Origin of the sequence: Cobetia amphilecti, assembly GCF_032923285.1 — a bacterium.
GTDB classification, from domain to species: domain Bacteria; phylum Pseudomonadota; class Gammaproteobacteria; order Pseudomonadales; family Halomonadaceae; genus Cobetia; species Cobetia amphilecti.
Genome location: NZ_CP136695.1, coordinates 1,216,402 through 1,241,586 on the forward strand (window position 1 = coordinate 1,216,402; position 25,185 = coordinate 1,241,586).

Sequence of the window (25,185 nt, forward strand, 5' to 3'; positions counted from 1 at the left end):
CGGGTGGGCGACTGCGTCTTTTTTCTCATGTAGTGAATACGTTCCGGGACATCGGGAACAAGGAAGGTCTTCCGACATGACTTCACCGCACGATTCCAGACGCCTGGGCGAGTTTCTGGCGCGCCCGCTGGCCACGGCGACAGACATGCTGGCAGCGTTGCTGGCGCTGTGGCCAGGCGGCCTCAATGACGATTGCCGTGCACGGCTTGTCGCGCGCGATGACTGGCACCTGACGATCGACAGTCGCAGTGCCGCGCAGGGCTCCCTCTTCATTGCCATCCCCGGCATCGCCAGCGATGGCCGCGACTATATCGCCGCGGCGCTTGAGGGCGGTGCCGAGCTGGTGCTGGCCGAAAGACCTGCGGGCGGGGATGCACGTCTCGCACTGCATTCAGACGATGCCAGAGTCGTCTGGCTCGAGAATCTGGGCGAGCAGCTCGGTGAGCTGGGCCGCCAGGCCTTCAGTGTGCCCGAGTCGCTGACGCTGGTCGGGGTCACGGGCACCAATGGCAAGTCTTCCGTCACCCATTACATCGCCGAGCTGGCCGAAGCGATGGGCACGCCCGCCGGCATGATCGGCACGCTCGGCATCGGGCGTCCCGGCGCGCTGGTCGCGGGCGAGCGCACCACGCCTGATGCCCTGGCCGTGCAGGCGGCGCTCAAGGGCCTGAGCCTGGTCGGTGCCGAGCTGATCGCGATGGAAGTCTCCTCGCATGCGCTGGATCAAGGGCGCGTCAATGGTTGCCGCTTCACCGTCGCAGGCTATACCAATCTTTCGCGAGACCACCTCGACTACCACGGCAGCATGGCGGCCTATGCGGCGGCCAAGGCGAAGCTGTTCAAGCGCCCCGAACTCAAGCTTGCGGTGCTCAATGCCGACGATGCGCTGGCGCGTCTAATGCTGGCCGGCATGCAGCGCGGCGTGCGCGTGCTGGCGATGGGGCGTGATGATGTCGCGACCCTGCGCGTGCTGGATGTCTTCCCCGAGCCGCTGGGCCAGGTTGCCGTGATCGCGACGCCGGATGGCGAGCGCGAGCTGGGCCTCAATCTGATGGGGCGCTTCAATCTCGACAACGCCTTGCTGGCAATGCTGATCCTGCATGGCCTCGACTATTCGTTCGAGGGGCTGTTTGCCGCCGCGCCGCGTCTGACGCCGGTACCGGGGCGCATGCAGCGCCTGAGTCGTGATGGCGCGCCGGTGGTGGTGGTCGACTACGCCCACACGCCGGAGGCCGTCGAGACGGCACTGACCGCGCTGCGCGCCCACCTGCCGGCGCGGGATGATGCGCGCCTGTGGTGTGTGCTCGGCTGTGGCGGCGATCGCGACAGCGGCAAGCGTCCGCTGATGGCCACGGCCGCCGAACAGGGTGCCGATCGTGTCGTGATCACCGATGACAATCCGCGCACCGAGGATGCCGCTGCCATCCGTCAGCAGATGATGACCGGCATCCATGCCCGCGAGCGCGTGCTGGATATCGCCGAGCGTGGCGAAGCCATTGCCCAGGTCATCCGCGATGCCGGCGAGCATGATGTCATCCTGATCGCCGGCAAGGGGCACGAGGATTATCAGGAAATCGACGGTCAGCGACTGCCGTTTTCGGATGTGGCCCATGCGGTCGCGGCGCTGGAGCGTCGTGAGCTCTCGATGCTGGAAGGTCAGGAGCGTGACGCATGAGTGCGCTTGAACAGCCCGTCGCTCTGGGCACCTTCGAGGAAGTGGCCGCGGTGCTCGGGGCGCAGTTGCCGCAGGCATTGCGCGGTCAGGCACTGGGCGACATCGAGACGGACACCCGCAAGCTTGGCGAGCAGGCCGCACCGCTGTTCGTGGCCCTGAAGGGTGAGCGCTTCGATGCCCATGACTTCCTCGCCCAGGCTCGCGCCAATGGTGCCGTCGCGGCGCTGGTCGAGCGGGCAGTGGATGATCCGCTGCCGCAGATCGTCGTCGCGGATACCCGGCTGGCCTTCGGGCTGCTGGCGGCGGCGCGTCGTCGTGCCTGGGGGAGGCCGCTGATCGCGGTGACCGGCAACAGCGGCAAGACCAGCGTCAAGGGCTTGGTGCATGCCATCCTTGTGCGGGATGCCGCGCGTTTCGAGGCCGAAAGCCTCGCCAATCACGGCAACCTCAACAACGATTTCGGCCTGCCGATGACGTTGCTGCGCTTGAGCAACGCCCACCAGCACGGTGTGGTCGAACTGGGCGCCAATCATCTCGGCGAGATCGCCTGGACGACGGCCCTGGCGCGCCCGCAAGTGGCGGTGATCACCAATGTCACCGGCGCCCATGTCGGCGAATTCGGCGGCATGGGGCAGATCGCCCAGGCCAAGGGCGAGATTCTGGCGGGCTTGAGCCCGTTGGGAGGGCGACGTCCGGTCGCGGTGCTCAACCGTGATGACGCCTACTTCTCGCTATGGCAGGCGCTGGCCGCAACCGGCCAGGCGGTCGATGTCATCGACTTCAGCGTTGCGGATGGCGTTGTGGATGGCAGCGTGGATAGCGTTGATCGCCCGGCACGCCTGCAGGCGCGTGAGCTAGGCGCGGATGAACTCGGGCGTTATGCTTTCGAACTGACGTTTGATGGCCGCTCGCTCGGTCGTGTCCAGCTGGCGTTGCTGGGGCGTCACAACGTGGCCAATGCGCTGGCGGCTGCCGCGGCGTGCCTGGCACTGGGCATCGACAGTGATCTGGTGATCGCCGGGCTCGAGAGCGCCGAGAGCGTGCCCGGCAGGCTGGGCGTCGTGGCAGGCATCAACGGTTCGCGTCTGCTGGATGACAGCTACAACGCCAACCCCGGTGCCATGCTGGCGGCGCTGGATCTGCTGGCGACACTGCCTGCGCCGCGCTGGTGCCTGATGGGCGCCATGGGCGAACTCGGAGCAGACGCCGAACGTCTGCATGCCGAGGTGGGCGATCACGCCCGCAAGCTGGGCATAGATTTCATTGCCACCTGCGGCGAGGGCGCTCAGGCGACTGCCGAGGCCTTCGGGGCCGGTGGCAAGCACTTTATCGAGCGGGCAGAGCTGGAAGCTTACGCCCGTAACCATCTACCCACCGGGGCCAGTGTTCTGGTCAAGGGGTCTCGCAGCGCTGGCATGGAGAATGTCGTTGCCGCGCTCAAGGTCGACGCATCAAGGTGAATGTGAGTCATGCTGCTGCTGCTTGCTGAGTTTCTGGCCCAATTCAATGGCGCCTTTACGGTTTTCAATTATCTGACCCTGCGCGTGGTATTGGCCACGTTGACGGCACTGTTGCTGTGTCTGTGGCTGGGTCCCTGGGTCATCCGCAAGCTCGTCGATGGCCAGATCGGCCAGGCCGTGCGCGACGATGGCCCCAAGTCTCACCTTTCCAAGGCCGGCACTCCGACCATGGGCGGAGTGATGATCCTGCTGTCGATGGCCGTCTCCACTCTGCTGTGGGGCGACCTGACCAACCTGTATGTCTGGGTGGTGCTGGCCGTCACGCTGGGCTTCGGTGCCGTCGGCTGGGTCGATGACTACCGCAAGGTGGTGGAGAAGAATCCGCGTGGCCTGCCGGCGCGCTGGAAGTACTTCTGGCAGTCGGTGGTGGGCATCGGCGCCGCCGTGGTGCTGTATCTGACGGCGAGCACGCCGGCCGAGACGGGCCTGCTGGTGCCGTTCTTCAAGGACGTCGTCATCCCGCTAGGCGTGTTCTACATGGTGCTGACCTACTTCGTGATCGTCGGCAGCTCCAATGCGGTCAATCTGACCGATGGCCTCGATGGTCTGGCGATCATGCCGACCGTGCTGGTCGCCATGGGCCTGGCCATCTTCGCCTACGCTTCGGGCAACCTGAAGTTCGCCGAGTATCTGCACATTCCGTTCATCGCCGGTTCCGGCGAGCTGGCCGTGTTCTGCGCCACCATCGCGGGTGCCGGCCTCGGTTTCCTGTGGTTCAACACCTATCCCGCCCAGGTCTTCATGGGCGATGTGGGCGCGCTGGCACTCGGCGCGGCGCTGGGTGTCGTGGCGGTCATCGTGCGTCAGGAAATCGTGCTGTTCATCATGGGCGGCGTCTTCGTGATGGAAACCGTCTCGGTGATCCTGCAGGTCGGCTCCTACAAGCTGACCGGGCGACGCATCTTCCGCATGGCGCCGCTGCATCACCATTTCGAGCTGAAAGGCTGGCCGGAGCCGCGCGTCATCGTGCGCTTCTGGATCATTACCGTCGTGCTGGTGCTGCTTGGCCTGGCCACACTCAAGGTTCGCTGAGGACGCATTCGCGATGACCCTCTCTGTCACCTCTCAAGCACCGGCCTCGCCGGTGCCTGCCAAAGGACCGACCCTGGTGGTCGGTCTTGGTGTCTCCGGACAGGCGATCGCTCGCCATCTGAGTGATCGCGGCATCGACTTTGCCGTCGCCGATACCCGTAGCGCACCGCCGGGCCTCGAGAGCCTGCGCGAGCATGCACCGCAGGCCGAGGTACATCTCGGCCCACTGGAAGCGCTGGATCTGTCACGCTTCGGCGAGGTGGTGCTCAGTCCAGGCATCGACCCGCGTCAGGCGGTGTTCGATGGGGTTCGCGAGCGACTGGTCGGCGAGATCGCACTTTTCGTGCGCGCGCTGGATGAGCGTCAGGCCCGCGACGCGCAGGGCAAGCGGCCCACGCTGGTCGCGATCACCGGCTCGAACGCCAAGTCCACCGTGACCACGCTGATCGCGCAGATGGCCGAGCGTGCCGGCCGTGACGTGGCGGTTGGCGGCAATCTGGGCACTGCCGCGCTGACATTGTTGCGTGAGCAGCCTGATGCCGAACTCTACGTGCTGGAGCTGTCTTCCTTCCAGCTCGAGACCACACCTGAGCTCAAGGCCGATGTCGCCTGCTTCCTGAATCTCTCCGAAGATCACCTTGATCGCCACGATGGCATGCGCGGCTATCAGGCCGCCAAGCGCGGCATCTTCCGCGGCGCAGGCCTTGCGGTCATCAATGCCGACGACGCCTGGAGCTGGCCGGCCGAGAATGATGCGGTGGTGCGAGTCAGCTTCAGCGTGCAGCTCGGTGAGTCGGCTGATGAGTCGTCCGATGAGGCTGCCAGGCAGGCGCAATGGCGCCTGGCGGAGCAGGGCGGCACGCTGTCGCTGTGTCATGTCGAGTCTGGCCAGTTGCGCGGCGTGATGCCTGCTGCGGAGGTGCGACTGGCCGGCCGCCACAACCAGGCCAATGCGCTGGCGGCACTCGCGATGGGCACCGCGATCGGTCTCGACGAGACGGCGATGGTCGCCGAGCTAGCAAGCTTCGCGGGCTTGCCGCATCGCGGCGAGCTGATCGCCGAGGTGGCGGGCGTGCGCTGGATCAATGATTCCAAGGGCACCAATGTCGGGGCGACGCTCGCGGCGATTGCCGGTCTCGGCCCGACGCTCGAGGGCAAGCTGATATTGCTGGCCGGTGGTCAGGGCAAGGGCGCGGATTTCACGCCGCTGGCGGCGCCACTGGCCCGTTACGCCCGTGAGGCGGTGGTGTTCGGACAGGATGCGCCGCTATTGACGCAAGCCCTGGCCGATGACGTTACCGTGACGCCAGTCATGACGCTGTTGGAGGCCATGCGTCATGCTCGACAGATCGCTCAGGCGGGGGACTGCGTACTGCTGTCACCGGCCTGCGCCAGTCTCGATCAGTTCCCCAATTACATGGCGCGCGGCGACGCGTTCCGTGACTGGATCACGCAGCACATCATGTCCGGTGCTGACTGCAATTCTGGCCCTGGCGGCAGCGACAAGGAAGCCTGCGATGCGTAACAAGGCTCGGCGAGTCCATGACACCTTGACGGCAGAGCGTCAGCCCGTCGACGGCTGGCTGCTGTTCTGCGCTTTGGCGATCCTGTGTATCGGCTGGGTGATGGTGACGTCTGCCTCCAGCGAGATCTCGAGCGAGCGCTTCGATGGCAATGCCTTCTACTACAGCATGCGCCACGGCATCTTCATCGTGATCGGCCTGGTGGCCGCGATCTGTACGCTGCGCGTGCCGATGTCCGCCTGGCAGCAGCGCAGCTTCGCGATGCTGATGCTGGGCTTCGTGCTGCTGGTGGTCGTGTTGGTGGTCGGGCGCGAGATCAACGGCGCCAAGCGCTGGATACCGCTGCCATTGGTCGGCGGGGTGCAGGCCTCCGAGATCGCCAAGCTGTGCCTGATGATCTGGCTGGCCGGCTATCTGGACCGCCGCCTCGACAAGGTGCGCGCCAGCGTCGTCAACGGCCTCATTCTGCCCTGCGTTCCCTTGTTACTGATGATCGTGCTGCTGGCGCTGGAGCCTGACTTTGGCTCCATCGTGGTGATGGGCGGTGCCGTGATGGGCATGCTGCTGATGGCGGGCGTCGCCTGGTGGGGCTTCATCGTCTTGCTGGGCCTGGCCGGCGGCGGTGGTTGGCTGTTGGCGATCGCCGAACCCTATCGCTGGGAGCGTCTGACCACCTATACCGACCCGTGGGCCAACATGTATGACAGTGGCTACCAGCTGACCCAGGCGTTGATCGCCTTCGGTCGTGGTCACCTGAGCGGCATGGGGCTGGGCAACAGCGTGCAGAAGCTGTTCTACCTGCCGGAAGCGCATACCGATTTCGTGTTTGCCGTGCTGGCCGAGGAGCTTGGCTTGATCGGGGCGACGGCCGTGGTGGCGCTGTTCGGACTGCTGATCTACCGCGCCTTCAAGATCGGTCGCCGCGCTGAACTCGCCGGCTTGCCGTTCAGCGCCTACCTCGGCTACGGTATCGCCCTCGTGCTGGGGGCGCAGGCCTTCATCAACATCGGTGTGGCCAGCGGACTGCTGCCCACCAAGGGGCTGACCCTGCCCTTGATGAGTTATGGCGGCTCCAGCCTGATCGTCAGTTGCGTGCAGATCGCGATACTGCTGCGTATCGATGCCGAGACCCGCAAGCTGACCCGCACACCGACAGGAAATGCCGCCGCGCCCCGGCGCAAGGCCAAGAAGCCGACCGAGACACCGCAAGGAGCACAGGCATGACGTCATCTTCTTCTACCATCGCTCCTGAGGGGGCGGTCGACTCGGTAGACACTGTCTCCAAAGGCGTCGTGCTGATGATGGCCGGCGGCACGGGAGGGCATGTGATCCCGGCGCTGTCGCTGGCGCGTGCCCTCGCGGCGGCCGGTCACGAGATCCATTGGCTGGGCAGCCCGCGTGGCATCGAGAATCGTCTGGTGCCTGACGCCGGCTACCCGCTGCATCGGGTCGAGGTCGCAGGCCTGCGTGGCAAGGGACTGGCGGGCTATGCGGCGATCCCGTTTCGTCTCGCGCGTGCCGTCCTGCAGGCGCGGCGCGTGATTCGTGAGCTCAAGCCGGTGCTGGTGGTAGGCCTCGGTGGCTTCGCCAGTGGTCCGGGCGGGCTCGCGGCGCGCCTTGAAGGCATTCCGCTGGTCATTCATGAGCAGAACGCCATCGCGGGCCTGACCAACAAGGTGCTGGCGCGGATGGCGACGCGTGTCTACGCCGCCTTCCCGGGCGCCTTCCCGCCCGCCCTCGGGGCTCAGGTGGTGGGCAATCCGGTGCGCGATGAGATCGCCGACGTTGGTGCCGCCGGGCATGCGTCCGAGTCTGCTGTCGAGACGGCAGGCGAGGCGCGTGCGTTGCATTTGCTGGTGATGGGCGGCTCGCTGGGGGCTCAGGCGCTCAACGAGACGCTCGCACCGGCGCTGGCCTTGCTGCCGGAAGCCTCGCGCCCCGTGGTGCGCCATCAGGCCGGACGTGACAAGCAGGCGGCGACCCTTGCCGCCTATCAGGCAGCCGGCGTCACGGCTGAGGTCAGCGAGTTCATCGGTGACATGGCCGAGGCCTACGCCTGGGCAGACCTCGTGGTCTGTCGCGCCGGCGCGCTGACCGTGGCCGAGCTGGCTGCGGCAGGTCGCCCTGCGGTGCTGGTGCCGTTCCCCCACGCCGTGGATGACCACCAGACCGTCAATGCCGCGGTATTGGTCAAGGCGGATGCCGCGCGCCTGATTCCCCAGAATACGTTGACTGCCGAGCGCCTCGCCGAGACGCTGGCAGAATTGCTTGACCCCAAGATACTCACTGGCATGGCCGCTCGCGCCCGCAATAGTGCGGAACTCGATGCGGTAGCGACCATGCTGGCAGGCTGCATGGAGACTCGCCTTGAACGCTAGCAATTCTGATCGCGGTGCAGGTATGCGCCGCATCCGTCGTATCCACTTCGTCGGCATCGGCGGTGTGGGCATGTGTGGTATCGCCGAAGTACTGGGCAACATGGGCTATGAGGTCAGCGGCAGTGACCTCAAGGAATCCGCCGTCACGGCGCATCTGCGTGAGTGCGGCGTGCGTGTCGCCATCGGTCATGCGGCCATCAATGCCGAAGGCGCGGATGTGGTCGTGGTCTCGACGGCAGTGGACACCACCAACCCGGAAGTGGCCTGGGCGCGGGAGCATCGCATTCCCGTCGTGCGTCGCGCCGAGATGCTCGCCGAGCTGATGCGCTTCCGCCAGGGCATCGCGATTGCCGGCACCCACGGCAAGACCACCACCACCAGCCTGACCGCGACCCTGCTCGCGGAAGGTGGCATGGACCCGACCTTCGTCATCGGCGGCAAGCTGACCAGCGCGGGCACCAACGCCCGTCTGGGCGAGGGCGAGTATCTGGTCGCCGAGGCGGACGAGTCCGATGCCTCCTTCCTGCATCTGCAGCCGTTGATTTCGGTGGTGACCAACGTCGATGCCGATCACATGGCTACCTATGAGGGCGACTTCAATCGCCTCAAGGACACCTTCATCGAATTCCTGCACAACCTGCCGTTCTACGGTCTGGCGGTGCTGTGTATCGATGATGCCAACGTGCGTGAGCTGCTGCCGCGTGTTCAGCGTCAGTTCGTGACCTACGGCTTCAGCGACGATGCCGATTACCGCATCAGCGATTTCCGCCAGGGTGGCGGTCAGCTCAGCTTCACGGCGCTGCGTCCGGAAGGCCATGCACCGCTCGAGATCACCCTGGCGATGCCGGGTGAGCACAATGCGCTCAACGCCCTGGCGGCGATCGCCATCGCCACCGATGTCGGTGTCAGCGACGAGGCCATCGCCCGCGCGCTGGCAAGCTTTGCCGGTGTCGGTCGTCGCTTCCAGGTGCACGGAGAATTCGCGGCACCCAATGGTGAGCAGAGCGTGATGCTGGTGGACGATTATGGCCACCACCCGCGCGAAGTGGAGATGGTGATTCGCGCCGTGCGCGCCGGTTGGCCGCAGCGCCGTCTGGTGATGGCCTACCAGCCGCACCGTTATTCGCGCACCCATGATCTCTATGAAGACTTCGTGCGTGTGCTGTCCGAAGTCGACACCCTGTTGCTGCTGGATGTCTACAGTGCCGGGGAAGCGATGATTCCGGGCGCCGATGGCCGCTCGCTGGCGGGCTCGATCCGTCAGCGCGGTCAGGTGGACCCGCTGTTCGTCGAGCACAAGCGTGCCTTGCCGGACCTGCTCAAGAACGTGCTGCGTCCGGGCGATATCCTGATTACCCAGGGGGCGGGCGATGTCGGTGGCATTGCGCTGGCACTGGCGGGGGTCGACCTCAAGCTTGACGAGGTGACGCTATGACCGTCTCTTCCTCCCCGTCCGGATCGACAGGCGTGAATCCTGAGCTGGCCACGCGCTATGGACGTGTCGTGGTGCTGTTCGGTGGCCTGAGCGCCGAGCGCGAGGTGTCGCTCAAGAGTGGTGCGGCGGTGCTGGCGGCCCTGCAGGGCGCAGGTGTCGATGTGCAGGGCTATGACATGGCGCATGGGCTGGTCGGTCTCGAGGCTTTGCGCCCCGACCGTGTCTTCATCGCCATGCATGGTCGCGGCGGCGAGGATGGCACCTTGCAGGGTGCGCTTGAATTGCTGGGCATCCCCTACACCGGCAGCGGCGTACTGGCCTCTGCACTGGGCATGGACAAGCTGCGTACCAAGAAGCTCTGGGATATCGAAGGCTTGCCGACGCCACGCTCCTGTCGCCTGGCGGCGGACACGGACTGGCAGTCGGTGCTCGAGACGCTCGGGACGCCGGTGGTGGTCAAGCCGGTGCATGAGGGGTCGACACTCGGCATCCATATCGTCGAGGACGCCCAGGCGCTCCAGGATGCCTGGACGGATGCCAGCCGCTTCGATGCGGTGGTGATGGCCGAGCGTTTCATCAAGGGCCCGGAATACACGGTGTCGGTGTTGGACGGCGAAGTCCTGCCGGCCATTCGCATCGAAGCCGATAGTGGTTTCTACGATTATGATGCCAAATACATCGCCAATACCACGCGCTATCTGCTGCCTTGTGGCCTGAGCGCTGCGCGCGAGGCGGAATTGGCCGAGATCTCGCTCAAGGCATTCAACGTGCTGGGCTGCGAGGGTTGGGGCCGTGTCGATGTGATGGAAGATGCGGACGGTGCCTTCTGGCTGCTGGAAGTCAACACCTCGCCGGGCATGACCGATCACAGCCTGGTGCCGCAGTCCGCGGCACATGTCGGGCTCGATTTCGCCACCCTGGTGCTGCGCATTCTCGACACGACTCTCGCCGAGCGGGACGCAAACGATGCGTCAGTCGCTCAGCAGAGTGGTCATTGATCGATGGCGGCGCGTAGCACTACCGGCGCAATCTTCGGCCTCGTTCTCGGTCTTGCGCTGCTGGTCGCGGGCGGACAGGCATTGTGGACCTGGCTTGACCGTCCCATTGAGCGAGTCACCATCAAGGGTGACTTCGATCATGTCAGTGCTGCCTACCTTCAGCGTCATATCGCGCCGTTGATTCGTGGCCAGAGCTGGCTCTCCGTCCCATTGGGCGAGGTTCGGCGTCGCGCGTTGGCGATCGATTGGCTGAGTGAGGTCAGCATCTCGCGTCGCTGGCCGGATACACTCGAATTCGAGCTGTTTGAACAGCAGCCGGTGGCCTATTGGAATGATGGCGAATTGCTCAATGTGCGCGGTGATGCCTTCCAGGCGGGCCCGGTCACGCAGCTGGGCAATCTGCCCAATCTGGCGGGGCCCAAGGGCAGTGGATCCGAAGTGCTGGCCGAGCTTGACACGCTGCAGAGCCAGTTGGGCGGGCTGGGGCTCAATGTCTCCCAGTTGCGATTGGAGCCACGCGGCGCCTGGCGCTTTCAGGTCAATGATTCGGTGTGGGTGATGCTGGGGCGCAATGATCGAGAGGCGCGTCTGGCGCGTTTCATGGCGGCCTGGCAACGGCGCTTGGGCGATGAGGCGTCGCAGATCCGCTACATTGATCTGCGTTACCCCAACGGAGTGGCAGTGGCGTGGCATGGGGAGACGACGGCACCCGAAGAAGGCAAGGACAGTTGAGGCAAATGGCGACACTCACTACATGCTTCATTTGCGTGTGAGTATTAGCAAAATGGCGATATCGCCAGTTTCATTTGTCGTCAATCCCGCCTATTCTAGCGGGGATTTGCGCCCCTCGGTATTTTAGGCTGGTATGCCCCAAGTGGCTGCTCCTATACTGGGAAGTCAAATCCCTCTGTACGGGTTAAACGGAACGTAAACCCGTTTTGGGTGGTGCGGCAGACATGTTGTCTGTCAAAGCGCGCAATTATTTTCATGATGAACCAGAATCAAGGAGCTGGCCCGACCTATGGCAGGACATTCCAAATCACAGGATATGGTGGTCGGGCTGGACATCGGAACCTCCAAGGTAGTCGCGATCGTGGGTCAGCCGACCGATGATGGCGGTATCGAAATTGCGGGAATTGGCTCCCACCCTTCACGTGGCATGAAGAAGGGTGTGGTGATCAACATCGAATCGACCGTACAGTCGATTCAGCGCGCAGTGGAGGAGGCTGAGCTGATGGCCGGCTGCGATATCCACTCGGTATATGTGGGCATCGCCGGCAGTCATATCAGTTCGATGAATTCCGATGGTGTCGTGGCGATCAAGGATCGCGAAGTGACGCCGTCTGATATCGAACGCGTGATCGACTCGGCGCGCGCTCGAGCGATTTCTGAAGGTCAGCGCATTCTTCACGTGCTGCCGCAGGAATATGCCATTGACCGTCAGGAAGGTATTCGCGAGCCGTTGGGCATGTCCGGGGTGCGTCTTGAGGCGCGCGTTCACCTGGTCACTGCCGCACTGAATGCCGTGCAGAATATCGAGAAGTGCGTGCGTCGCTGCGGGCTCGAAGTCGACGACATCATTCTCGAGCAGCTCGCCTCGAGTCATGCGGTTCTGACCGAGGATGAGCGTGAACTGGGTGTGTGCATGGTGGATATCGGCGGTGGTACCACGGATATCGCCGTCTTCACCGAAGGTGCCATTCGTCATACGGCTGTGATCCCCATCGCGGGTGATCAGGTCACGAATGACATCGCCATGGCGCTGCGCACACCGACGCAATATGCAGAAGAAATCAAGGTCAAGTATGCCTGTGCTCTGACCCAACTGGCCTCCAGCGACGAGACGATCAAGGTGCCGAGTGTCGGTGACCGACCGGCACGTGATCTGTCCCGTCAAGCGTTGGCCGAAGTGGTCGAGCCCAGGTATGAGGAACTGTTCACCCTGGTCCGCGATGAATTGCGTCGCAGTGGCTATGAAGATCTCGTGGCTGCGGGCGTGGTTCTGACGGGTGGAACGTCACGCATGGAAGGTGTCGTTGAGCTGGCGGAGGAGATCTTCCACATGCCGGTTCGCATCGCTTGCCCGCAAAATGTGCGTGGACTGGCGGATGTGGTCCGCAATCCGATTTATTCCACGGGTGTGGGTTTGCTACATTATGGGATGAAACAGGAGCGGCACACGCCATCGTCGACGACCGTCGCGGTGCGCAGAGAGGAATCTGCCGCGCGACGCGTTCACGGCCAAGAGCACGACACCTCCACGCTGGAGCGGATCAAGGGCTGGTTCAAGGGAAATTTCTGACAGGGATTACAGAAAGACTGTGATCCAGGAGACAGGGCATATGTTCGAACTGGTAGATAACGCACCCTCCAGCAGCGCGGTCATCAAGGTGATCGGTGTTGGCGGCGGCGGTGGTAACGCCGTCAATCACATGGTCGAGAGCAACATCGAAGGCGTCGAGTTCATCTGCGCCAACACCGATGCTCAGGCGCTCAAGCGCGTGGCCGCCAAGACTGTCCTGCAGCTGGGCAGTGAAATCACCAAGGGGCTTGGCGCTGGCGCCAACCCGGAAGTGGGCCGCCAGGCGGCGATGGAAGACCGCGAGCGTATCGTCGAGCTGCTGCAAGGCGCCGACATGGTCTTCATCACTGCTGGCATGGGGGGTGGTACCGGTACCGGCGGTGCTCCTGTCGTGGCGCAGGTCGCCAAGGAACTGGGTATCCTGACCGTGGCCGTCGTCACGCGTCCGTTCCCGTTCGAAGGGCCGCGTCGTCAGAAGGCGGCAGAGCAGGGCATGAAGGAGCTCTCCGAGCACGTCGACTCCCTGATCACCATCCCCAACGAGAAGCTGCTGTCTGTGCTGGGCAAGAGCGCCAGCCTGCTGAGCGCCTTCAGCGCCGCCAACGACGTGTTGCTGGGTGCCGTGCAGGGGATCGCGGAGCTGATCACCAGCCCGGGCATCATCAACGTCGATTTCGCCGACGTGCGCACTGTCATGTCCGAGATGGGCATGGCGATGATGGGGACCGGTGACGCCATCGGCGAGAACCGTGCTCGTGAAGCCGCCGAGAAGGCCATTCGCAGCCCGCTGCTCGAAGACATCGATCTGCACGGCGCGCGCGGTATCCTGGTCAACATCACGGCAGGCCCGGACCTCTCCATCGGTGAATTCAACGATGTGGGTGCCACCGTGCAGGAGTTCGCTTCTCCGGACGCCACCATCGTGGTCGGGACGTCCATCGACATGGACATGACCGACGAGCTGCGTGTCACTGTCGTAGCGGCGGGTCTCGACGGTCGCGTCGAGAAGCCGGCTGCGCGTGAAACGGCACCGGCCAAGCGTTCCGTCGAGAAGCCGGCGGATTACCGCAGCCTGCAGACGCCGACGGTCACCCGTCAGGCCAAGGAAGAGCAGGAAGCGGCAGCCAAGAAGTCGGAGCCGCGCAAGTCGCGTGATATGGATGACTATCTCGATATCCCGGCCTTCCTGCGTCGCCAGGCTGACTGATGCGCACTGACTGACACGTCATTGACGCTCATGCGCCAGTCGGCATGAGGCTGGGATGACACGGCTCATCATGAGTCTGACTTCACCCATCCGGGGCTTCCCGGGTGGGTGAAGTCGTTTTCGGGGCAGACAAAAGGGGCTTTCGCCGCCGCCGCGGGGCGCTGCCTGTGCGTCACGTGTGCATCCGCCAGTGCCGTGGGCGCGTAAGGAAGGGAGGACTTCAAGCTGTCTTGCACATTGATTATCGTTTTATGGCAGTGCGAGTGAGAACTGTTTGGTGATTGCGTGTTCATACTCAGCACGAGGCCAGCAGGCGCGCGGGTCAGCCTCAATGGTGCTCGAAAGGCAATGTTGAATTTCCCTAACAGCGGCAGGTGACAATTTGTTGAATTCCTGCATTGCTGTTATCATGAACACTGTTTCCAAATTCAGGCTGACTGGCTATCTCCCTATGATTCGACAAAAAACACTCCAGAATACGATCCGCGCCACAGGCGTTGGTCTGCACTCAGGTGACAAGGTTTACCTGACGCTGCGTCCCGCTCCGGTCAACACCGGCATCGTCTTCATCCGTACCGATCTCGAGCCGCAGGCTCATATCCGTGCCGATGCGATGAGCGTCCGTGACACCACCATGTGCACCGCCGTTTCCAACGGTGAAGCCAAGGTGACGACCGTCGAGCACCTGATGTCCGCCTTCGCAGGCCTGGGCATCGACAACTGCTTCGTCGAGCTGTCCGCGCCGGAAGTGCCGATCATGGACGGCAGCGCGGGTCCGTTCGTCTTCCTGATCCAGTCCGCTGGTATCCAGGAGCAGTCGTCGCTCAAGAAGTTCATCCGCATCAAGCGCGAGATCGAAGTGCGTGATGGTGACAAGGTCGCGACCTTCCTGCCGCACAACGGCTTCAAGGTGTCCTTCGCCATCGACTTCGATCACCCGGTGTTCGAACAGCAGAAGCAGACCACCACGGTCGACTTCTCTACCACCTCCTTCGTCAAGGAAGTGTCTCGCGCGCGTACCTTCGGTTTCATGCGTGATCTCGAATTCCTGCGCTCCCAGAACCTCGCGCTGGGTGGAAGCCTCGACAACGCCATCGTCGTCGATGACTATCGCATCCTCAACGATGAAGGCCTGCGTTACGACGATGAGTTCGTCAAGCACAAGGTGCTGGACGCCATCGGTGACCTCTATCAGCTGGGCCACAGCATCATCGGCGAGTTCCGTGGCTACAAGTCCGGCCATGGCCTCAACAACATGCTGTGCCGCGCGCTGCTGGAAAATGCCGACAGCTACGAGATCGTCACCTTCGAGAACTCCGATGCGATGCCGATTTCCTATGCCTCTCCGGCGCTTGCCGTCTGAGTCGAGGCCAATGACATCTGCGAAAGCTGCAAGACGAGGTATTTCAAAAGAAAAGCACTCAGAGAGACAGTACGAGCAGAACACTGTGACCTAGCCCGTCCAGCCTGACAGCACTGCTCCGGCCTTAGCCAGCCGGAGATGGAAACGACAACAGCCGCGCCGCCCTTCTGGGCGGCGCGGCTGTTTGCATGCCAGACAAGAAATGCTTGAGTTGGCTCAGGGCGTCTCGGCGTCGTCGCTCGAATCCGATGCGTGGGCCGCCAGTCGCTCCAGGGCGAGGCGCAGACGCTCGTCCCGGGTATGGGAGGCGCAATCCAGCAGGTGTTCCGCGGCAGCCTCTGGCAGGTGGCGTGGTTGGCGCGCGGGCACGAAGGCCGGACGAATCGGGCGGACCTTGAAGGCCAGGCGGGCGAGGGTGGCGAGTTCTGGCAGCTCGCGCAGCACACTGATCAGGCGACGCTGCTCATAGCGCAGCCAGGTCAGCCAGGAGGCGCGGCTGGTGATCAACGTCAAGGTGTCATCGTGATAGCCGCCGACGAAGACCTGTTCCTGCATGTCCTTGGGCAGTGCAGCACGCAGGTGTAGCTGGGCCTGCTCGAGCATGCGCGCCTGGCGCATGACGCTGCCAAGTTGCCCCTTGCCGTTCAACAGGCGCGCCGCGGGCTGGGCGCGGAAACGCTTAGCCTTTATACTCATGGGCTTGCATGCCGGTTCAGTGATTTCCGGCAATCTATCATGAGCGGGAGTCCGGCAACAGCATGAGCCCTGTCGATGCCACAGCACGCCCTCGTGCGTTACCGGATTCCGGTAGCGGCGCTTCGCGTCGCTGGTCGGTACGCACGGCGCCGCGCTGGCTGCTGGCAGGCCTGCTGCTCAGCTGTCTGTTCCCCGCTGGACTGAGCGCAGCGCAGGTCGAGCGCGTCAATCTGACGCTGGCCAGCATCCAGTTGCTGGCACCCGCGGTGATTCGTGCCGAGAGTCGCCGTCAGGGGCTGCGCTGCCTGCGCAAGCGGGTGCGTCGTGCGCCCCAGGCCAGTCCCAACCTCCCGCGCCAGCGCTCCTTCGTTTCCTGCACCCGCGTTCTGCTGCGTGGCCTCGTCAATGCCATCGCGCCGCGTGCGCCGCCCATTCTGTCCTGACACCCCGTTCATCGTCCGCGCCGCGGATGATGAGGTTCGTTTTCTCTTTCGAGCGTTATGCCTGATGGGCCCCGGGCCACATCGAGCTGCCCTGTCATCGCCTTTGGCGGCAGCGCTTGAGTGTCATGATATGTGAAGGCGTGACCCGACCCCCGGGTCACGTACAAGGACAGAATATGCTGGGTAAATTCCTGACCAAGGTAGTGGGTTCCAAGAATGATCGCGAAGTGAAGCGCCTGCGCAAGCGGGTCAACGCGATCAATGCGCTCGAGAGCGAGCTTGAACCGCTCTCCGATGAGGCGCTGACAGCCAAGACCGCGGAATTCCGCGAGCGTCTCGCGCAAGGGGAACATCTCGACAAGCTGCTGCCGGAAGCCTTCGCGACCGTGCGTGAGGCCAGCAAGCGCATCATGGGCATGCGTCACTTCGATACCCAGATGGTCGGCGGCATGGCGCTGCACGAAGGTCGCATCGCCGAGATGAAGACCGGTGAGGGCAAGACGCTGGTGGGGACGCTTGCGGTCTACCTGAATGCGCTGACCGGCGAAGGCGTCCACGTGGTGACGGTCAACGACTATCTGGCCACCCGTGATGCCAACTGGATGCGTCCGCTGTATGAATTCCTCGGTCTGAGTGTCGGTGTCATCTACTCCGGCCAGCCCAACGAAGACAAGCGCGCCGCCTATCAGGCCGATATCACCTACGGCACCAACAACGAATACGGTTTCGATTACCTGCGCGACAACATGGCCTTCTCGCTGGAAGACAAGGTCCAGCGCAAGCTGCACTTCGCCATCATCGATGAGGTCGACTCCATCCTGATCGATGAGGCGCGCACACCGCTGATCATCTCCGGCCCGGTGGAAGAGAATACCGACCTCTACAAGATCATCGATCGCATGGCGCGCGAGCTCGAGCAGTGCAGCGATGAGGAAGATCCGGAAAGCGGCGACTTCACCCTCGATGAGAAGCAGAAGCAGGTCGAGCTGACCGAGTTCGGCCACCAGAAGGTCGAGGCGCTGCTGCGTGCCCAGGAGCTGCTCGGGGAAGAGGATTCCCTGTATGCGGCCCAGAACCTGAGCCTGCTGCACCACGTGCACTCTGCGCTGCGTGCCCAGAACCTGTTCGTGCGTGACGTGGATTACATCGTCAACAACGGCGAAGTGGTCATCGTCGATGAGCACACCGGGCGTACCATGGTCGGTCGTCGCTGGTCTGAAGGCCTGCACCAGGCGGTCGAGGCCAAGGAAGGCGTTGCCATCCAGAAGGAAAGCCAGACGCTGGCATCCACGACCTTCCAGAATTACTTCCGTCTCTACGACAAGCTGTCCGGCATGACCGGTACGGCCGATACCGAGGCCTTCGAATTCCGTCAGATCTACAACCTCGACGTGATGGTCATCCCGACCAACAAGCCCATCGCGCGCAAGGACATGAATGATCTGGTCTATCTGACCGCGGAAGAGAAGTTCAACGCCATCATCGAGGACGCCCGCGAGAAGGTCGCGGAAGGTCGTCCGGTGCTGGTGGGTACCGCCTCGGTCGAGACCTCCGAGCTGCTGTCGCAGATGATGCACAAGGCGGGCGTCAAGCATCACGTCCTGAACGCCAAGCAGCACGTCAGCGAGGCCGCCATCATCGCCCAGGCGGGTCGTCCGGGCGCCGTGACCATCGCGACCAACATGGCCGGTCGTGGTACCGACATCATGCTGGGCGGCAACTGGGAAGCCGAGCTTGCCGAGCTGGAAGCGCCGACCGAAGAGCAGATCAACGAGATCAAGCATGGCTGGCAGGAGCGTCACGAAGCCGTGCTGGCCGCGGGCGGTCTGCACGTGATCGGCTCCGAGCGCCACGAATCACGTCGTATCGACAACCAGCTGCGCGGTCGTGCCGGTCGCCAGGGTGACCCGGGCTCCACGCGCTTCTTCCTGTCGCTGGAAGACAGTCTGATGCGCCTGTTCGGCTCTGACCGCGTGCAGCGTCTGATGGGCGCGCTGGGGCTCGAGAAGGGCGAAGCCATCGAGCACAAGATGGTCTCCAATGCCGTCGAGCGCGCGCAGAAGAAGGTCGAGGGTCGCAACTTTGACGTGCGCAAGCAGCTGCTCGAGTACGATGATGTCGCCAACGATCAGCGCAGCGTGATCTACGAGCAGCGCAACGACATCCTCGAAGCCGACGAGATCGCTGAGAACATCGCCGGCATCCGTCGCGAGGTGCTCGATGACGCCATCTCCCTGCGTGTGCCGCCGCAGAGCCTGCCGGAACAGTGGGACCTGCCGAGCCTCGAGAACGACCTCAAGACTGACTTCAACCTCGACCTGCCGCTGGTGCAGTGGGCGGAAGAGGACGAGCACTTCCATGAGGAAGCGCTGCGCGAACGTCTGCAGGCCGCCCATGAAGCGCTTTACGCCGACAAGGTCGAGGCCGTTGGCCCTGAGCTGATGCGCCGCTTCGAGAAGCAGGTCATGCTTCAGGTGCTGGACACGCGCTGGAAGGAGCACCTGCAGGCGATGGACAACCTGCGTCGCGGCATCCACTTGCGCGGCTATGCCCAGAAGAACCCGAAGCAGGAATACAAGCGCGAAGCGTTCGAGCAGTTCCAGACGCTGCTGGTCAACATCAAGTCCGACGTGGTGCGCATTCTCAGCCACGTGCAGGTGCGTCGCCAGGAAGAGGTCGACACGCTGGAAGAAGAGCGTCGTGCCAACCTCGAGCGCGAGCAGGCCAGCGCCGAAACGCGCCGTGTCGATGAAGATGCGGTCAGTGAAGACGGTGTCCAGGCGGCCGAAGAGGTCGTCGAGGCACAGTACGGTGCGCAGCCTCAGGCCCAGGGCGATGGCGAGCCGATGCGCCGCGATGTGCCCAAGGTCGGCCGCAACGACCCGTGCCCGTGCGGTTCCGGCAAGAAATACAAGCAGTGCCACGGCAAGCTGAGCTGACACTGCGCCAAACAGCCTCCCTGCGCGTCACGTCGATTCGGCTCGCAGGGGGCAGTTGTCACAGAACACCATGATTGGAGACGTGAACGATGGCGGTAGGGCCTTCCACTTTTCCCGCTGACATGCCGGCGATTGCCGGCTTTCAGATCGGGGTTGCTGAAGCCGGTATCAAGAAGCCGGGTCGTCGTGATCTGGTGATCATGGCCCTCGAGGCAGGGTCGCGTCTTGCAGGCACTTTTACCCGCAACGCCTTCTGTGCGGCACCGGTCCATGTCGCACGTGAGCACCTCACGGCAGGCGTCGAAGGGCCGCGTTATCTGGTGATCAACACCGGCAATGCCAATGCGGGGACTGGCGAGCAGGGCATGACCGATGCTCGCGCGACCTGCCAGGCCTTGGCGGAGATCGCCGGCTGTGATGCAAAGGCAGTATTGCCGTTCTCGACCGGCGTGATCGGTGAACCGCTGCCGATGGATCGCCTGACGGCGGCGTTGCCGACAGCCTTTGCCGACCTGGGCGAGGGCGACTGGTCTGCCGCGGCGCATGGCATCATGACCACCGATACGCGGCCCAAGGGCAGCTGGCGGACACTTGCGCTGAGCAATGGCGAGAGCGTGACGCTGGCGGGTGTCTCCAAGGGCTCCGGCATGATCTGCCCGAACATGGCGACCATGCTGGGCTTCGTGGCCACCGATGCTGATCTCGCCATCGATCAGGCGGCGCTCGATGCCATGCTGCGCCGGGTGGTGGTCAAGAGCTTCAACAGCATCACCGTCGATTCCGATACCTCCACCAATGACGCCTGCATGCTGGCTGTCACGGGGCAGGCCGGGCGCATCGAGGGTGAAGACCTGATCGCGTTTGAGGCCGCCCTGGCGGAGGTCATGCTCGAGCTGGCTCAGGCCATCATTCGTGATGGCGAGGGGGCGACCAAGTTCGTCACCATCGAGGTCAGCGAGGCGCGTTCACAGGAAGAGGCGCGTGCCGTCGGCTTTACCGTCGCGCACTCGCCGCTGGTCAAGACAGCGCTCTATGCCAGCGACGCCAACTGGGGGCGCATTCTGGCGGCCGTCGGACGTGCGCCGCTGGAAGAGCTGGACGTCACGGGTGTCGCGATCACGCTCAATGGCGTCACCATCGTCGAACAGGGCGGCCGTGCCGACAGCTACACCGAAGCCGCCGGCAGTGCCGCCATGGCCGAGGAAGAGCTGGTGATCGGCATCCGCCTGGGACGTGGACAGCAGGAAGCTCGCATCTGGACATCGGATCTGTCCCACGATTACGTCTCGATCAACGCTGATTATCGTAGCTGACGCCCCAGGGCGGAGGCTTGTGCTGAAACGGTAATGCAATATCTCCCGCAGGCTTCGCCTCTCGAGGCGGAGTCGGATGTACAACGCGAGTCAAAGGTACAGGCATCATGCCGAAGCGAAGGGTTCACGTGGCGGCTGCCGCCATCTTAAACGAACAGGGCCAGGTCCTGATTGCACGTCGTCCCTCGACGGTGGATCAGGGCGGCTTGTGGGAGTTTCCGGGTGGCAAGCTGGCGCCTTACGAAACCGGTCTGGAAGCGCTCAAGCGTGAGCTGTGCGAAGAGCTGGGCATCGAGATCATTCGTGCTCAGCCGCTGATCCGTATTCATCACGAATACCCGGACAAGCACATACTGCTGGATGTGTGGGAAACGCGTCAGTTCACTGGCGAGCCCTTTGGGCGTGAAGGGCAGGCAGTGCGCTGGGTCGAGATCGAGGATCTCTACAAGTACGCCTTCCCGGCGGCGAATCTGCCGATTCTGCGGGCGGTCTCGCTGCCGCGCGAGTATCTGATCACGCCGGAAGAGGCCGATGAGGACGTCTTCGAGACGCGTCTGACGCGTGCGCTGGATGAGGATGGCGTGCGTCTGGTCCAGCTGCGCGCCAAGGAGCTGGATGAGGCGGCCTATATCGCGCGTGCCGAGAAGGCGCTGGCGATCTGTCATGCGCGTGGGGCCCGCTTGCTGCTCAACGCCGAACCGTCCATGCTCGGCAAGGTCGATGCGGATGGTATCCACCTGACCAGCGTACGTCTGGCGGAGCTGGCGGAAAAGGGCGAGCGTCCGGTTGCCGCCAACAAGTGGTTGTCTGCCTCCACCCATGATCAGCAGCAGCTGGACCAGGCCGGCCGTGTGGCGTGTGACTTCGTGTCACTGTCGCCGCTGCGTGTGACGCCGTCGCATCCGGAGCGTCCTCCGCTGGGCTGGCATGACTTCCAGGGGCTGGTCGAGCAGGCGTGCATGCCGGTCTATGCGCTGGGCGGCATGTCCCGCTATGACAGCGATCATGCACGCGCCGTCGGTGCCCAGGGTATCGCATCGATCCGTGATTTCTGGAAGTGATGATCGCGTGTTGATGGCAGTTGCCTGAACGACAAAAGACCCTCGAGGCTAGCCTCGAGGGTCTTTTTTGTTGCCGAGCGTCTTGAGTGCCGAGCTTTTTATCGGCCTGAACCAGCAGGTCTCTCTCGAGCGCTACTGCTGATGCATGTCGCGCTCCATGCGCGCCACCATCTCGTCGATGCTGGTCTCATCCATGGCGGGCTCACCGGCGATGCTGTGGGATTCGTCAGCCCAGGCGCCAAGATCCAGCAGTTGGCAGCGCTTGCTGCAGAAGGGGCGAAACTCGCTGGCGGCACTCCATACCACGTCGGTACGGCATTGCGGGCAAGCGACGGTCAATGGTGTCTTGCCATTGTGGGAAGCGGTGGCATCAGACATGAGGGGTGTCCTGAAACGGTGTATGGGGGGCGCTCAGTGATCGATAGTAGGCATCCATGGCCGCTACCTGTTCACGAAGATGCGCCTGGCTTCCGTCATTGTCGATGACATCGTCGGCCTTGGCCAGTCGTGTCTCGCGTGGCAGCTGGGCGGCGAGGATGGCGCGTACCTGTGCTTCGCTGACACCATCGCGGCTCAGCGTGCGCACCAGCTGGATATCCTGGCTGACATCCACCACCAGGGTGCGTGAGACGAGGCTGTCCTGGCCGGATTCGAACAGCAGAGGAGAGACCAGCAGGCGATAGGGACTGGTCATGGCCGCCAGGTGCTGCACGATCCGCTCCCGGATACGCGGATGGGTGCAGCGCTCCAGCCACTGGCGCTCCTCGGGGGCAGCGAAGATCCGCTCGCGTAGCGCGGCGCGATCAAGCTCGCCCTGCGCCGTGACGATCGACTCGCCGAAGTGGGCGATGATCTCGGCCAGTGCGGTTTCGCCGGGACGCACGATTTCGCGCGAGACATCATCGGCATCCACCCATTGGATGCCCAGCTCGCCGAACAGCCGCGCGACGCTCGATTTGCCGCTGCCGATGCCGCCTGTGACACCGATGATGGGGCCTTGGGGTACAGAAGTCGTCGTCATGCGCCGATCACGCTCAGGTAGAGGCTCATCAAGGGCGTGCCAAACAGCAGGGCGATCCAGCCGGCAACCGCCAGGTAAGGTCCGAAGGGCATCGGGGCGCCGCGCAGACGCGGTACCAGCAGTTGCAGCAGGATGCCCAGAACGGCCCCGAGACCAGCGGACAGAATCAGCAGCAGCGGCAACCACTGCCAGCCGAGCCAGGCACCGAGAGCGGCAAGCAGCTTGAAGTCACCGTAGCCCATGCCTTCCTTGCCGGTGACCAGCTTGAATAGCCAGTAGAAGCTCCACAGCACCACATATCCCGCCATCGCGCCGATCACGGCACTGGGCAGCATCAGAGGCTGGAACAGCAACTGATAGGCGAGGCCTGCCCACAGCAGTGGCAGGGTGATGGCATCTGGCAGCAGCTGGGTGCGGAAGTCGATGACTGACAGTACCAGCAGGGTCAGACAGGCACCGAAGATCCACAGGCTCTGTGCCTCCAGGCCGTAGATCAACGCGATGGAAGCGCCGAGCGCGCCACCGGCAAGTTCCACCAGCGGGTACTGCGCGCTGATGCGCGTATTGCAGCTGGCGCAGCGGCCACGGCGTTTCAGCCAACCGAGGATGGGGAGGTTGTCGTGCCACTTGATCGGCGTGTCACAGCCCGGGCAGCGTGATGCAGGGACCAGCAGATTGAAGCGCGGTGTGTCTTCGGCTTCCAGCTCCAATGCCTCGCGGGCCTCGGCGCGCCATTGGCGCATCATCATCACGGGCAGGCGGGTGATGACGACATTCAGAAAGCTGCCGACCAGCAAACCGAATATACCGGCCAGGCAGGCTTGCAGTGTGGGGGAGAGTTGGGCGAGTGATTCCACGAGTCGTCCTTGTCAGTAAATGACACGGCCGCGTCCCTGAGGTGGCGCGGCCGCTTGGCATGAAAGCTTCTTTCGAGACAAAAGGCTGCGTGCTAGATCGCGTTGCCCAGCTCGAAGATGGGAAGATACATCGAGACCACAAGCCCGCCCACCAGGGTGCCTAGCACCACGATGATCAAGGGCTCAAGCAATGAGGTCAGCGCATCTACCTTGTTGTCGACGTCTTCTTCATAGAAGTCGGCGACCTTGTTGAGCATGGCATCCAGTGAGCCGGATTCCTCGCCAATCGCCACCATCTGTACCGCCAGTGTCGGAAACAATTGCGTATTGCGCATGGCGAAGTTCAGCTGCTGGCCGGTAGAGACATCTTCCTTGATCTGGGCAATGGCACGCTCATACACCTTGTTGCCTGAGGCGCCGGCGGCAGTATCAAGTGACTCTACCAATGGAACACCTGCCTGGAAGGTCGTAGCCAATGTGCGTGAGTAGCGAGCGACAGACGATTTATCCAGAATATCGCCGAGCACGGGTACCTTGAGCATGAAGCGGTGGCTGGCGTAGGCAAACTTTTCAGAGCGCTTGATTCCCTGCGCAATAAGTACGACGGTCAGGATTATCGCGCCTAATGCCACGTACCAATAATTCTGTGCATACTCGGATAAGGTGATCGTAAGCTGAGTAAATGCTGGCAGCTCTGCGCCGAAGCCCTGGAAAAGGCTTTCAAATTGCGGAACTACCTTGATCAACAGGATAGCTGTTACCCCGATCCCGACGCCGATCACGGCGATAGGGTAATAAAGGGCTTTCTTGACGCGCGCCTTGAGAGAATCAATCTTTTCTTTATAAGTCGCGACACGGTCAAGCATCTTGTCCAGGGCACCAGCTTGTTCGCCGGCTTCGACAAGATTGGCAAACAGGTTATCAAAATGCTGGGGGTGTTTGCGCAAGGCTTCCGAGAAGCTGGCACCTGCTCCCACCTGATTCATCATGTCTTCGACCAGATGACGCATGCCTGGACTCTTCATGCTTTCAGCCACGATGCCAAATGCCTGGAGTACCGGCACGCCAGCACGGATCATGGTCGCCATCTGACGCGCGAACATGGTGACATCTTTGCCACTGACTCTTTTACTGCCGCCAAACAGGGAGGACTTCTTGCGCAGGCGTTTGAGTACGATCCCTTGACTGACCAGCGTGTTCTTGACCTGATCGACATTGGCCGACATCAGCTCGCCCTTGACGTTTTCACCGCGCGAGTTCTTGCCTGACCATTGCCAAGTTTCAATGCCAGCTTTTTTCTTGTCTTTCTTGGCAGTTCTGGGAGTTGCCATGTCAGTTATCGTTCCCTGATAAATGGGGAGCAGGCATAGTAGGTCGAGCCATGATCATCAATGCCTGGGTCATCTTGTCTTCAATGTGCCT

General features: G+C 63.0%; 21 protein-coding genes. 16 read left to right on the plus strand and 5 right to left on the minus strand.

The features are described 5' to 3' along the window. Positions 1-76: 76 nt before the first annotated feature. The 12 genes from R1T44_RS05225 (at position 77) to lpxC (ending at position 15,433) form a co-directional block, all read left to right on the plus strand. Positions 77-1,675, plus strand: a complete 1,599-nt coding sequence (locus tag R1T44_RS05225) for a UDP-N-acetylmuramoyl-L-alanyl-D-glutamate--2,6-diaminopimelate ligase (protein ID WP_317292716.1) — start codon at positions 77-79, stop codon at positions 1,673-1,675. Next, positions 1,672-3,135 (plus strand): UDP-N-acetylmuramoyl-tripeptide--D-alanyl-D-alanine ligase, encoded by a 1,464-nt coding sequence (locus R1T44_RS05230; protein ID WP_317292717.1) that lies wholly within the window; start codon positions 1,672-1,674, stop codon positions 3,133-3,135. Before R1T44_RS05225 ends, R1T44_RS05230 begins: the two co-directional genes overlap by 4 nt. A 9-nt stretch (positions 3,136-3,144) precedes the next feature. Beyond that, positions 3,145-4,227 (plus strand): phospho-N-acetylmuramoyl-pentapeptide-transferase, encoded by a 1,083-nt coding sequence (mraY, locus tag R1T44_RS05235; protein WP_043332504.1) that lies wholly within the window; start codon positions 3,145-3,147, stop codon positions 4,225-4,227. 13 nt (positions 4,228-4,240) lie between these two features. Then, positions 4,241-5,752, plus strand: a complete 1,512-nt coding sequence (murD, locus tag R1T44_RS05240; protein ID WP_317292718.1) for a UDP-N-acetylmuramoyl-L-alanine--D-glutamate ligase — start codon at positions 4,241-4,243, stop codon at positions 5,750-5,752. Beyond that, the gene (ftsW, locus tag R1T44_RS05245) at positions 5,745-6,974 is read left to right on the plus strand and encodes a putative lipid II flippase FtsW (RefSeq protein ID WP_054555086.1); all 1,230 of its coding nucleotides are present in this window, start codon (positions 5,745-5,747) and stop codon (positions 6,972-6,974) included. The genes murD and ftsW overlap by 8 nt, the downstream gene beginning before the upstream one ends. A gap of 77 nt (positions 6,975-7,051) precedes the next feature. Then, a complete protein-coding gene (gene murG / locus R1T44_RS05250) occupies positions 7,052-8,128 on the plus strand; it encodes an undecaprenyldiphospho-muramoylpentapeptide beta-N-acetylglucosaminyltransferase (RefSeq protein ID WP_317292925.1) in 1,077 nt (358 codons plus the stop codon). A gap of 22 nt (positions 8,129-8,150) precedes the next feature. Beyond that, positions 8,151-9,563 carry a UDP-N-acetylmuramate--L-alanine ligase gene (gene murC / locus R1T44_RS05255; RefSeq protein WP_317292926.1) on the plus strand — a complete coding sequence of 471 codons (1,413 nt, stop codon included), beginning with the start codon at positions 8,151-8,153 and terminating at the stop codon, positions 9,561-9,563. Further along, positions 9,560-10,561, plus strand: coding sequence for a D-alanine--D-alanine ligase (locus tag R1T44_RS05260; protein WP_317292719.1), 1,002 nt, complete (start codon positions 9,560-9,562; stop codon positions 10,559-10,561). Before murC ends, R1T44_RS05260 begins: the two co-directional genes overlap by 4 nt. Before the next feature lie 3 nt (positions 10,562-10,564). Beyond that, positions 10,565-11,293 (plus strand): cell division protein FtsQ/DivIB, encoded by a 729-nt coding sequence (locus tag R1T44_RS05265; protein WP_317292720.1) that lies wholly within the window; start codon positions 10,565-10,567, stop codon positions 11,291-11,293. A 289-nt stretch (positions 11,294-11,582) separates the two neighbouring features. Further along, positions 11,583-12,863: a cell division protein FtsA gene (ftsA, locus tag R1T44_RS05270; RefSeq protein WP_043332496.1), complete on the plus strand. Its 1,281-nt coding sequence runs from the start codon at positions 11,583-11,585 to the stop codon at positions 12,861-12,863. Between the two features lie 40 nt (positions 12,864-12,903). Further along, positions 12,904-14,070 (plus strand): cell division protein FtsZ, encoded by a 1,167-nt coding sequence (gene ftsZ, locus R1T44_RS05275; RefSeq protein WP_317292721.1) that lies wholly within the window; start codon positions 12,904-12,906, stop codon positions 14,068-14,070. Between the two features lie 451 nt (positions 14,071-14,521). Beyond that, positions 14,522-15,433: a UDP-3-O-acyl-N-acetylglucosamine deacetylase gene (lpxC, locus tag R1T44_RS05280; protein WP_054555085.1), complete on the plus strand. Its 912-nt coding sequence runs from the start codon at positions 14,522-14,524 to the stop codon at positions 15,431-15,433. A 216-nt stretch (positions 15,434-15,649) separates the two neighbouring features. Here lpxC and R1T44_RS05285 read toward each other — a convergent pair whose 3' ends face one another. Beyond that, entirely contained in the window at positions 15,650-16,129 is a 480-nt protein-coding gene (locus R1T44_RS05285) for a DUF721 domain-containing protein (RefSeq protein ID WP_175088315.1), read from the minus strand. A 62-nt stretch (positions 16,130-16,191) separates the two neighbouring features. Between R1T44_RS05285 and R1T44_RS05290 the strand changes: the two genes are divergently transcribed. The 4 genes from R1T44_RS05290 (at position 16,192) to R1T44_RS05305 (ending at position 21,885) form a co-directional block, all read left to right on the plus strand. Next, a complete protein-coding gene (locus R1T44_RS05290; RefSeq protein ID WP_043332488.1) occupies positions 16,192-16,572 on the plus strand; it encodes a hypothetical protein in 381 nt (126 codons plus the stop codon). A 176-nt stretch (positions 16,573-16,748) separates the two neighbouring features. Further along, positions 16,749-19,511 carry a preprotein translocase subunit SecA gene (gene secA, locus R1T44_RS05295; RefSeq protein ID WP_317292722.1) on the plus strand — a complete coding sequence of 921 codons (2,763 nt, stop codon included), beginning with the start codon at positions 16,749-16,751 and terminating at the stop codon, positions 19,509-19,511. An 89-nt stretch (positions 19,512-19,600) separates the two neighbouring features. Further along, the gene (argJ, locus tag R1T44_RS05300) at positions 19,601-20,824 is read left to right on the plus strand and encodes a bifunctional glutamate N-acetyltransferase/amino-acid acetyltransferase ArgJ (RefSeq protein WP_317292723.1); all 1,224 of its coding nucleotides are present in this window, start codon (positions 19,601-19,603) and stop codon (positions 20,822-20,824) included. Between the two features lie 107 nt (positions 20,825-20,931). Further along, positions 20,932-21,885, plus strand: a complete 954-nt coding sequence (locus tag R1T44_RS05305) for a Nudix family hydrolase (protein ID WP_317292724.1) — start codon at positions 20,932-20,934, stop codon at positions 21,883-21,885. 132 nt (positions 21,886-22,017) lie between these two features. On the opposite strand, the gene yacG is transcribed toward R1T44_RS05305, so the two are convergent. From yacG to R1T44_RS05325, 4 genes are all read right to left on the minus strand, one after another. Beyond that, entirely contained in the window at positions 22,018-22,263 is a 246-nt protein-coding gene (gene yacG, locus R1T44_RS05310; RefSeq protein WP_043332481.1) for a DNA gyrase inhibitor YacG, read from the minus strand. Further along, positions 22,256-22,906, minus strand: coding sequence for a dephospho-CoA kinase (gene coaE, locus R1T44_RS05315; RefSeq protein ID WP_279837053.1), 651 nt, complete (start codon positions 22,904-22,906; stop codon positions 22,256-22,258). The genes yacG and coaE overlap by 8 nt, the downstream gene beginning before the upstream one ends. Continuing rightward, positions 22,903-23,763: a prepilin peptidase gene (locus tag R1T44_RS05320; protein WP_279837054.1), complete on the minus strand. Its 861-nt coding sequence runs from the start codon at positions 23,761-23,763 to the stop codon at positions 22,903-22,905. The genes coaE and R1T44_RS05320 overlap by 4 nt, the downstream gene beginning before the upstream one ends. 92 nt (positions 23,764-23,855) lie before the next feature. Beyond that, the gene (locus R1T44_RS05325; RefSeq protein WP_317292725.1) at positions 23,856-25,094 is read right to left on the minus strand and encodes a type II secretion system F family protein; all 1,239 of its coding nucleotides are present in this window, start codon (positions 25,092-25,094) and stop codon (positions 23,856-23,858) included. Between the last annotated feature and the right edge of the window lie 91 nt (positions 25,095-25,185).

Excerpts from the sequence above, each read along its gene's own strand:
- R1T44_RS05305 (WP_317292724.1), top strand. The coding sequence starts at position 20,932 with ATGCCGAAGCGAAGGGTTCACGTGGCGGCTGCCGCCATCTTAAACGAA.
- R1T44_RS05225 (WP_317292716.1), top strand. The coding sequence starts at position 77 with ATGACTTCACCGCACGATTCCAGACGCCTGGGCGAGTTTCTGGCGCGC.
- R1T44_RS05260 (WP_317292719.1), top strand. The coding sequence starts at position 9,560 with ATGACCGTCTCTTCCTCCCCGTCCGGATCGACAGGCGTGAATCCTGAG.
- lpxC (WP_054555085.1), top strand. The coding sequence starts at position 14,522 with ATGATTCGACAAAAAACACTCCAGAATACGATCCGCGCCACAGGCGTT.
- yacG (WP_043332481.1), bottom strand. The coding sequence starts at position 22,263 with ATGTCTGATGCCACCGCTTCCCACAATGGCAAGACACCATTGACCGTC.
- ftsZ (WP_317292721.1), top strand. The coding sequence starts at position 12,904 with ATGTTCGAACTGGTAGATAACGCACCCTCCAGCAGCGCGGTCATCAAG.
- R1T44_RS05230 (WP_317292717.1), top strand. The coding sequence starts at position 1,672 with ATGAGTGCGCTTGAACAGCCCGTCGCTCTGGGCACCTTCGAGGAAGTG.
- mraY (WP_043332504.1), top strand. The coding sequence starts at position 3,145 with ATGCTGCTGCTGCTTGCTGAGTTTCTGGCCCAATTCAATGGCGCCTTT.
- murC (WP_317292926.1), top strand. The coding sequence starts at position 8,151 with ATGCGCCGCATCCGTCGTATCCACTTCGTCGGCATCGGCGGTGTGGGC.
- R1T44_RS05285 (WP_175088315.1), bottom strand. The coding sequence starts at position 16,129 with ATGAGTATAAAGGCTAAGCGTTTCCGCGCCCAGCCCGCGGCGCGCCTG.
- murG (WP_317292925.1), top strand. The coding sequence starts at position 7,052 with ATGGCCGGCGGCACGGGAGGGCATGTGATCCCGGCGCTGTCGCTGGCG.
- R1T44_RS05290 (WP_043332488.1), top strand. The coding sequence starts at position 16,192 with ATGAGCCCTGTCGATGCCACAGCACGCCCTCGTGCGTTACCGGATTCC.
- secA (WP_317292722.1), top strand. The coding sequence starts at position 16,749 with ATGCTGGGTAAATTCCTGACCAAGGTAGTGGGTTCCAAGAATGATCGC.
- R1T44_RS05325 (WP_317292725.1), bottom strand. The coding sequence starts at position 25,094 with ATGGCAACTCCCAGAACTGCCAAGAAAGACAAGAAAAAAGCTGGCATT.
- murD (WP_317292718.1), top strand. The coding sequence starts at position 4,241 with ATGACCCTCTCTGTCACCTCTCAAGCACCGGCCTCGCCGGTGCCTGCC.
- argJ (WP_317292723.1), top strand. The coding sequence starts at position 19,601 with ATGGCGGTAGGGCCTTCCACTTTTCCCGCTGACATGCCGGCGATTGCC.
- ftsW (WP_054555086.1), top strand. The coding sequence starts at position 5,745 with ATGCGTAACAAGGCTCGGCGAGTCCATGACACCTTGACGGCAGAGCGT.
- R1T44_RS05265 (WP_317292720.1), top strand. The coding sequence starts at position 10,565 with ATGGCGGCGCGTAGCACTACCGGCGCAATCTTCGGCCTCGTTCTCGGT.
- ftsA (WP_043332496.1), top strand. The coding sequence starts at position 11,583 with ATGGCAGGACATTCCAAATCACAGGATATGGTGGTCGGGCTGGACATC.
- coaE (WP_279837053.1), bottom strand. The coding sequence starts at position 22,906 with ATGACGACGACTTCTGTACCCCAAGGCCCCATCATCGGTGTCACAGGC.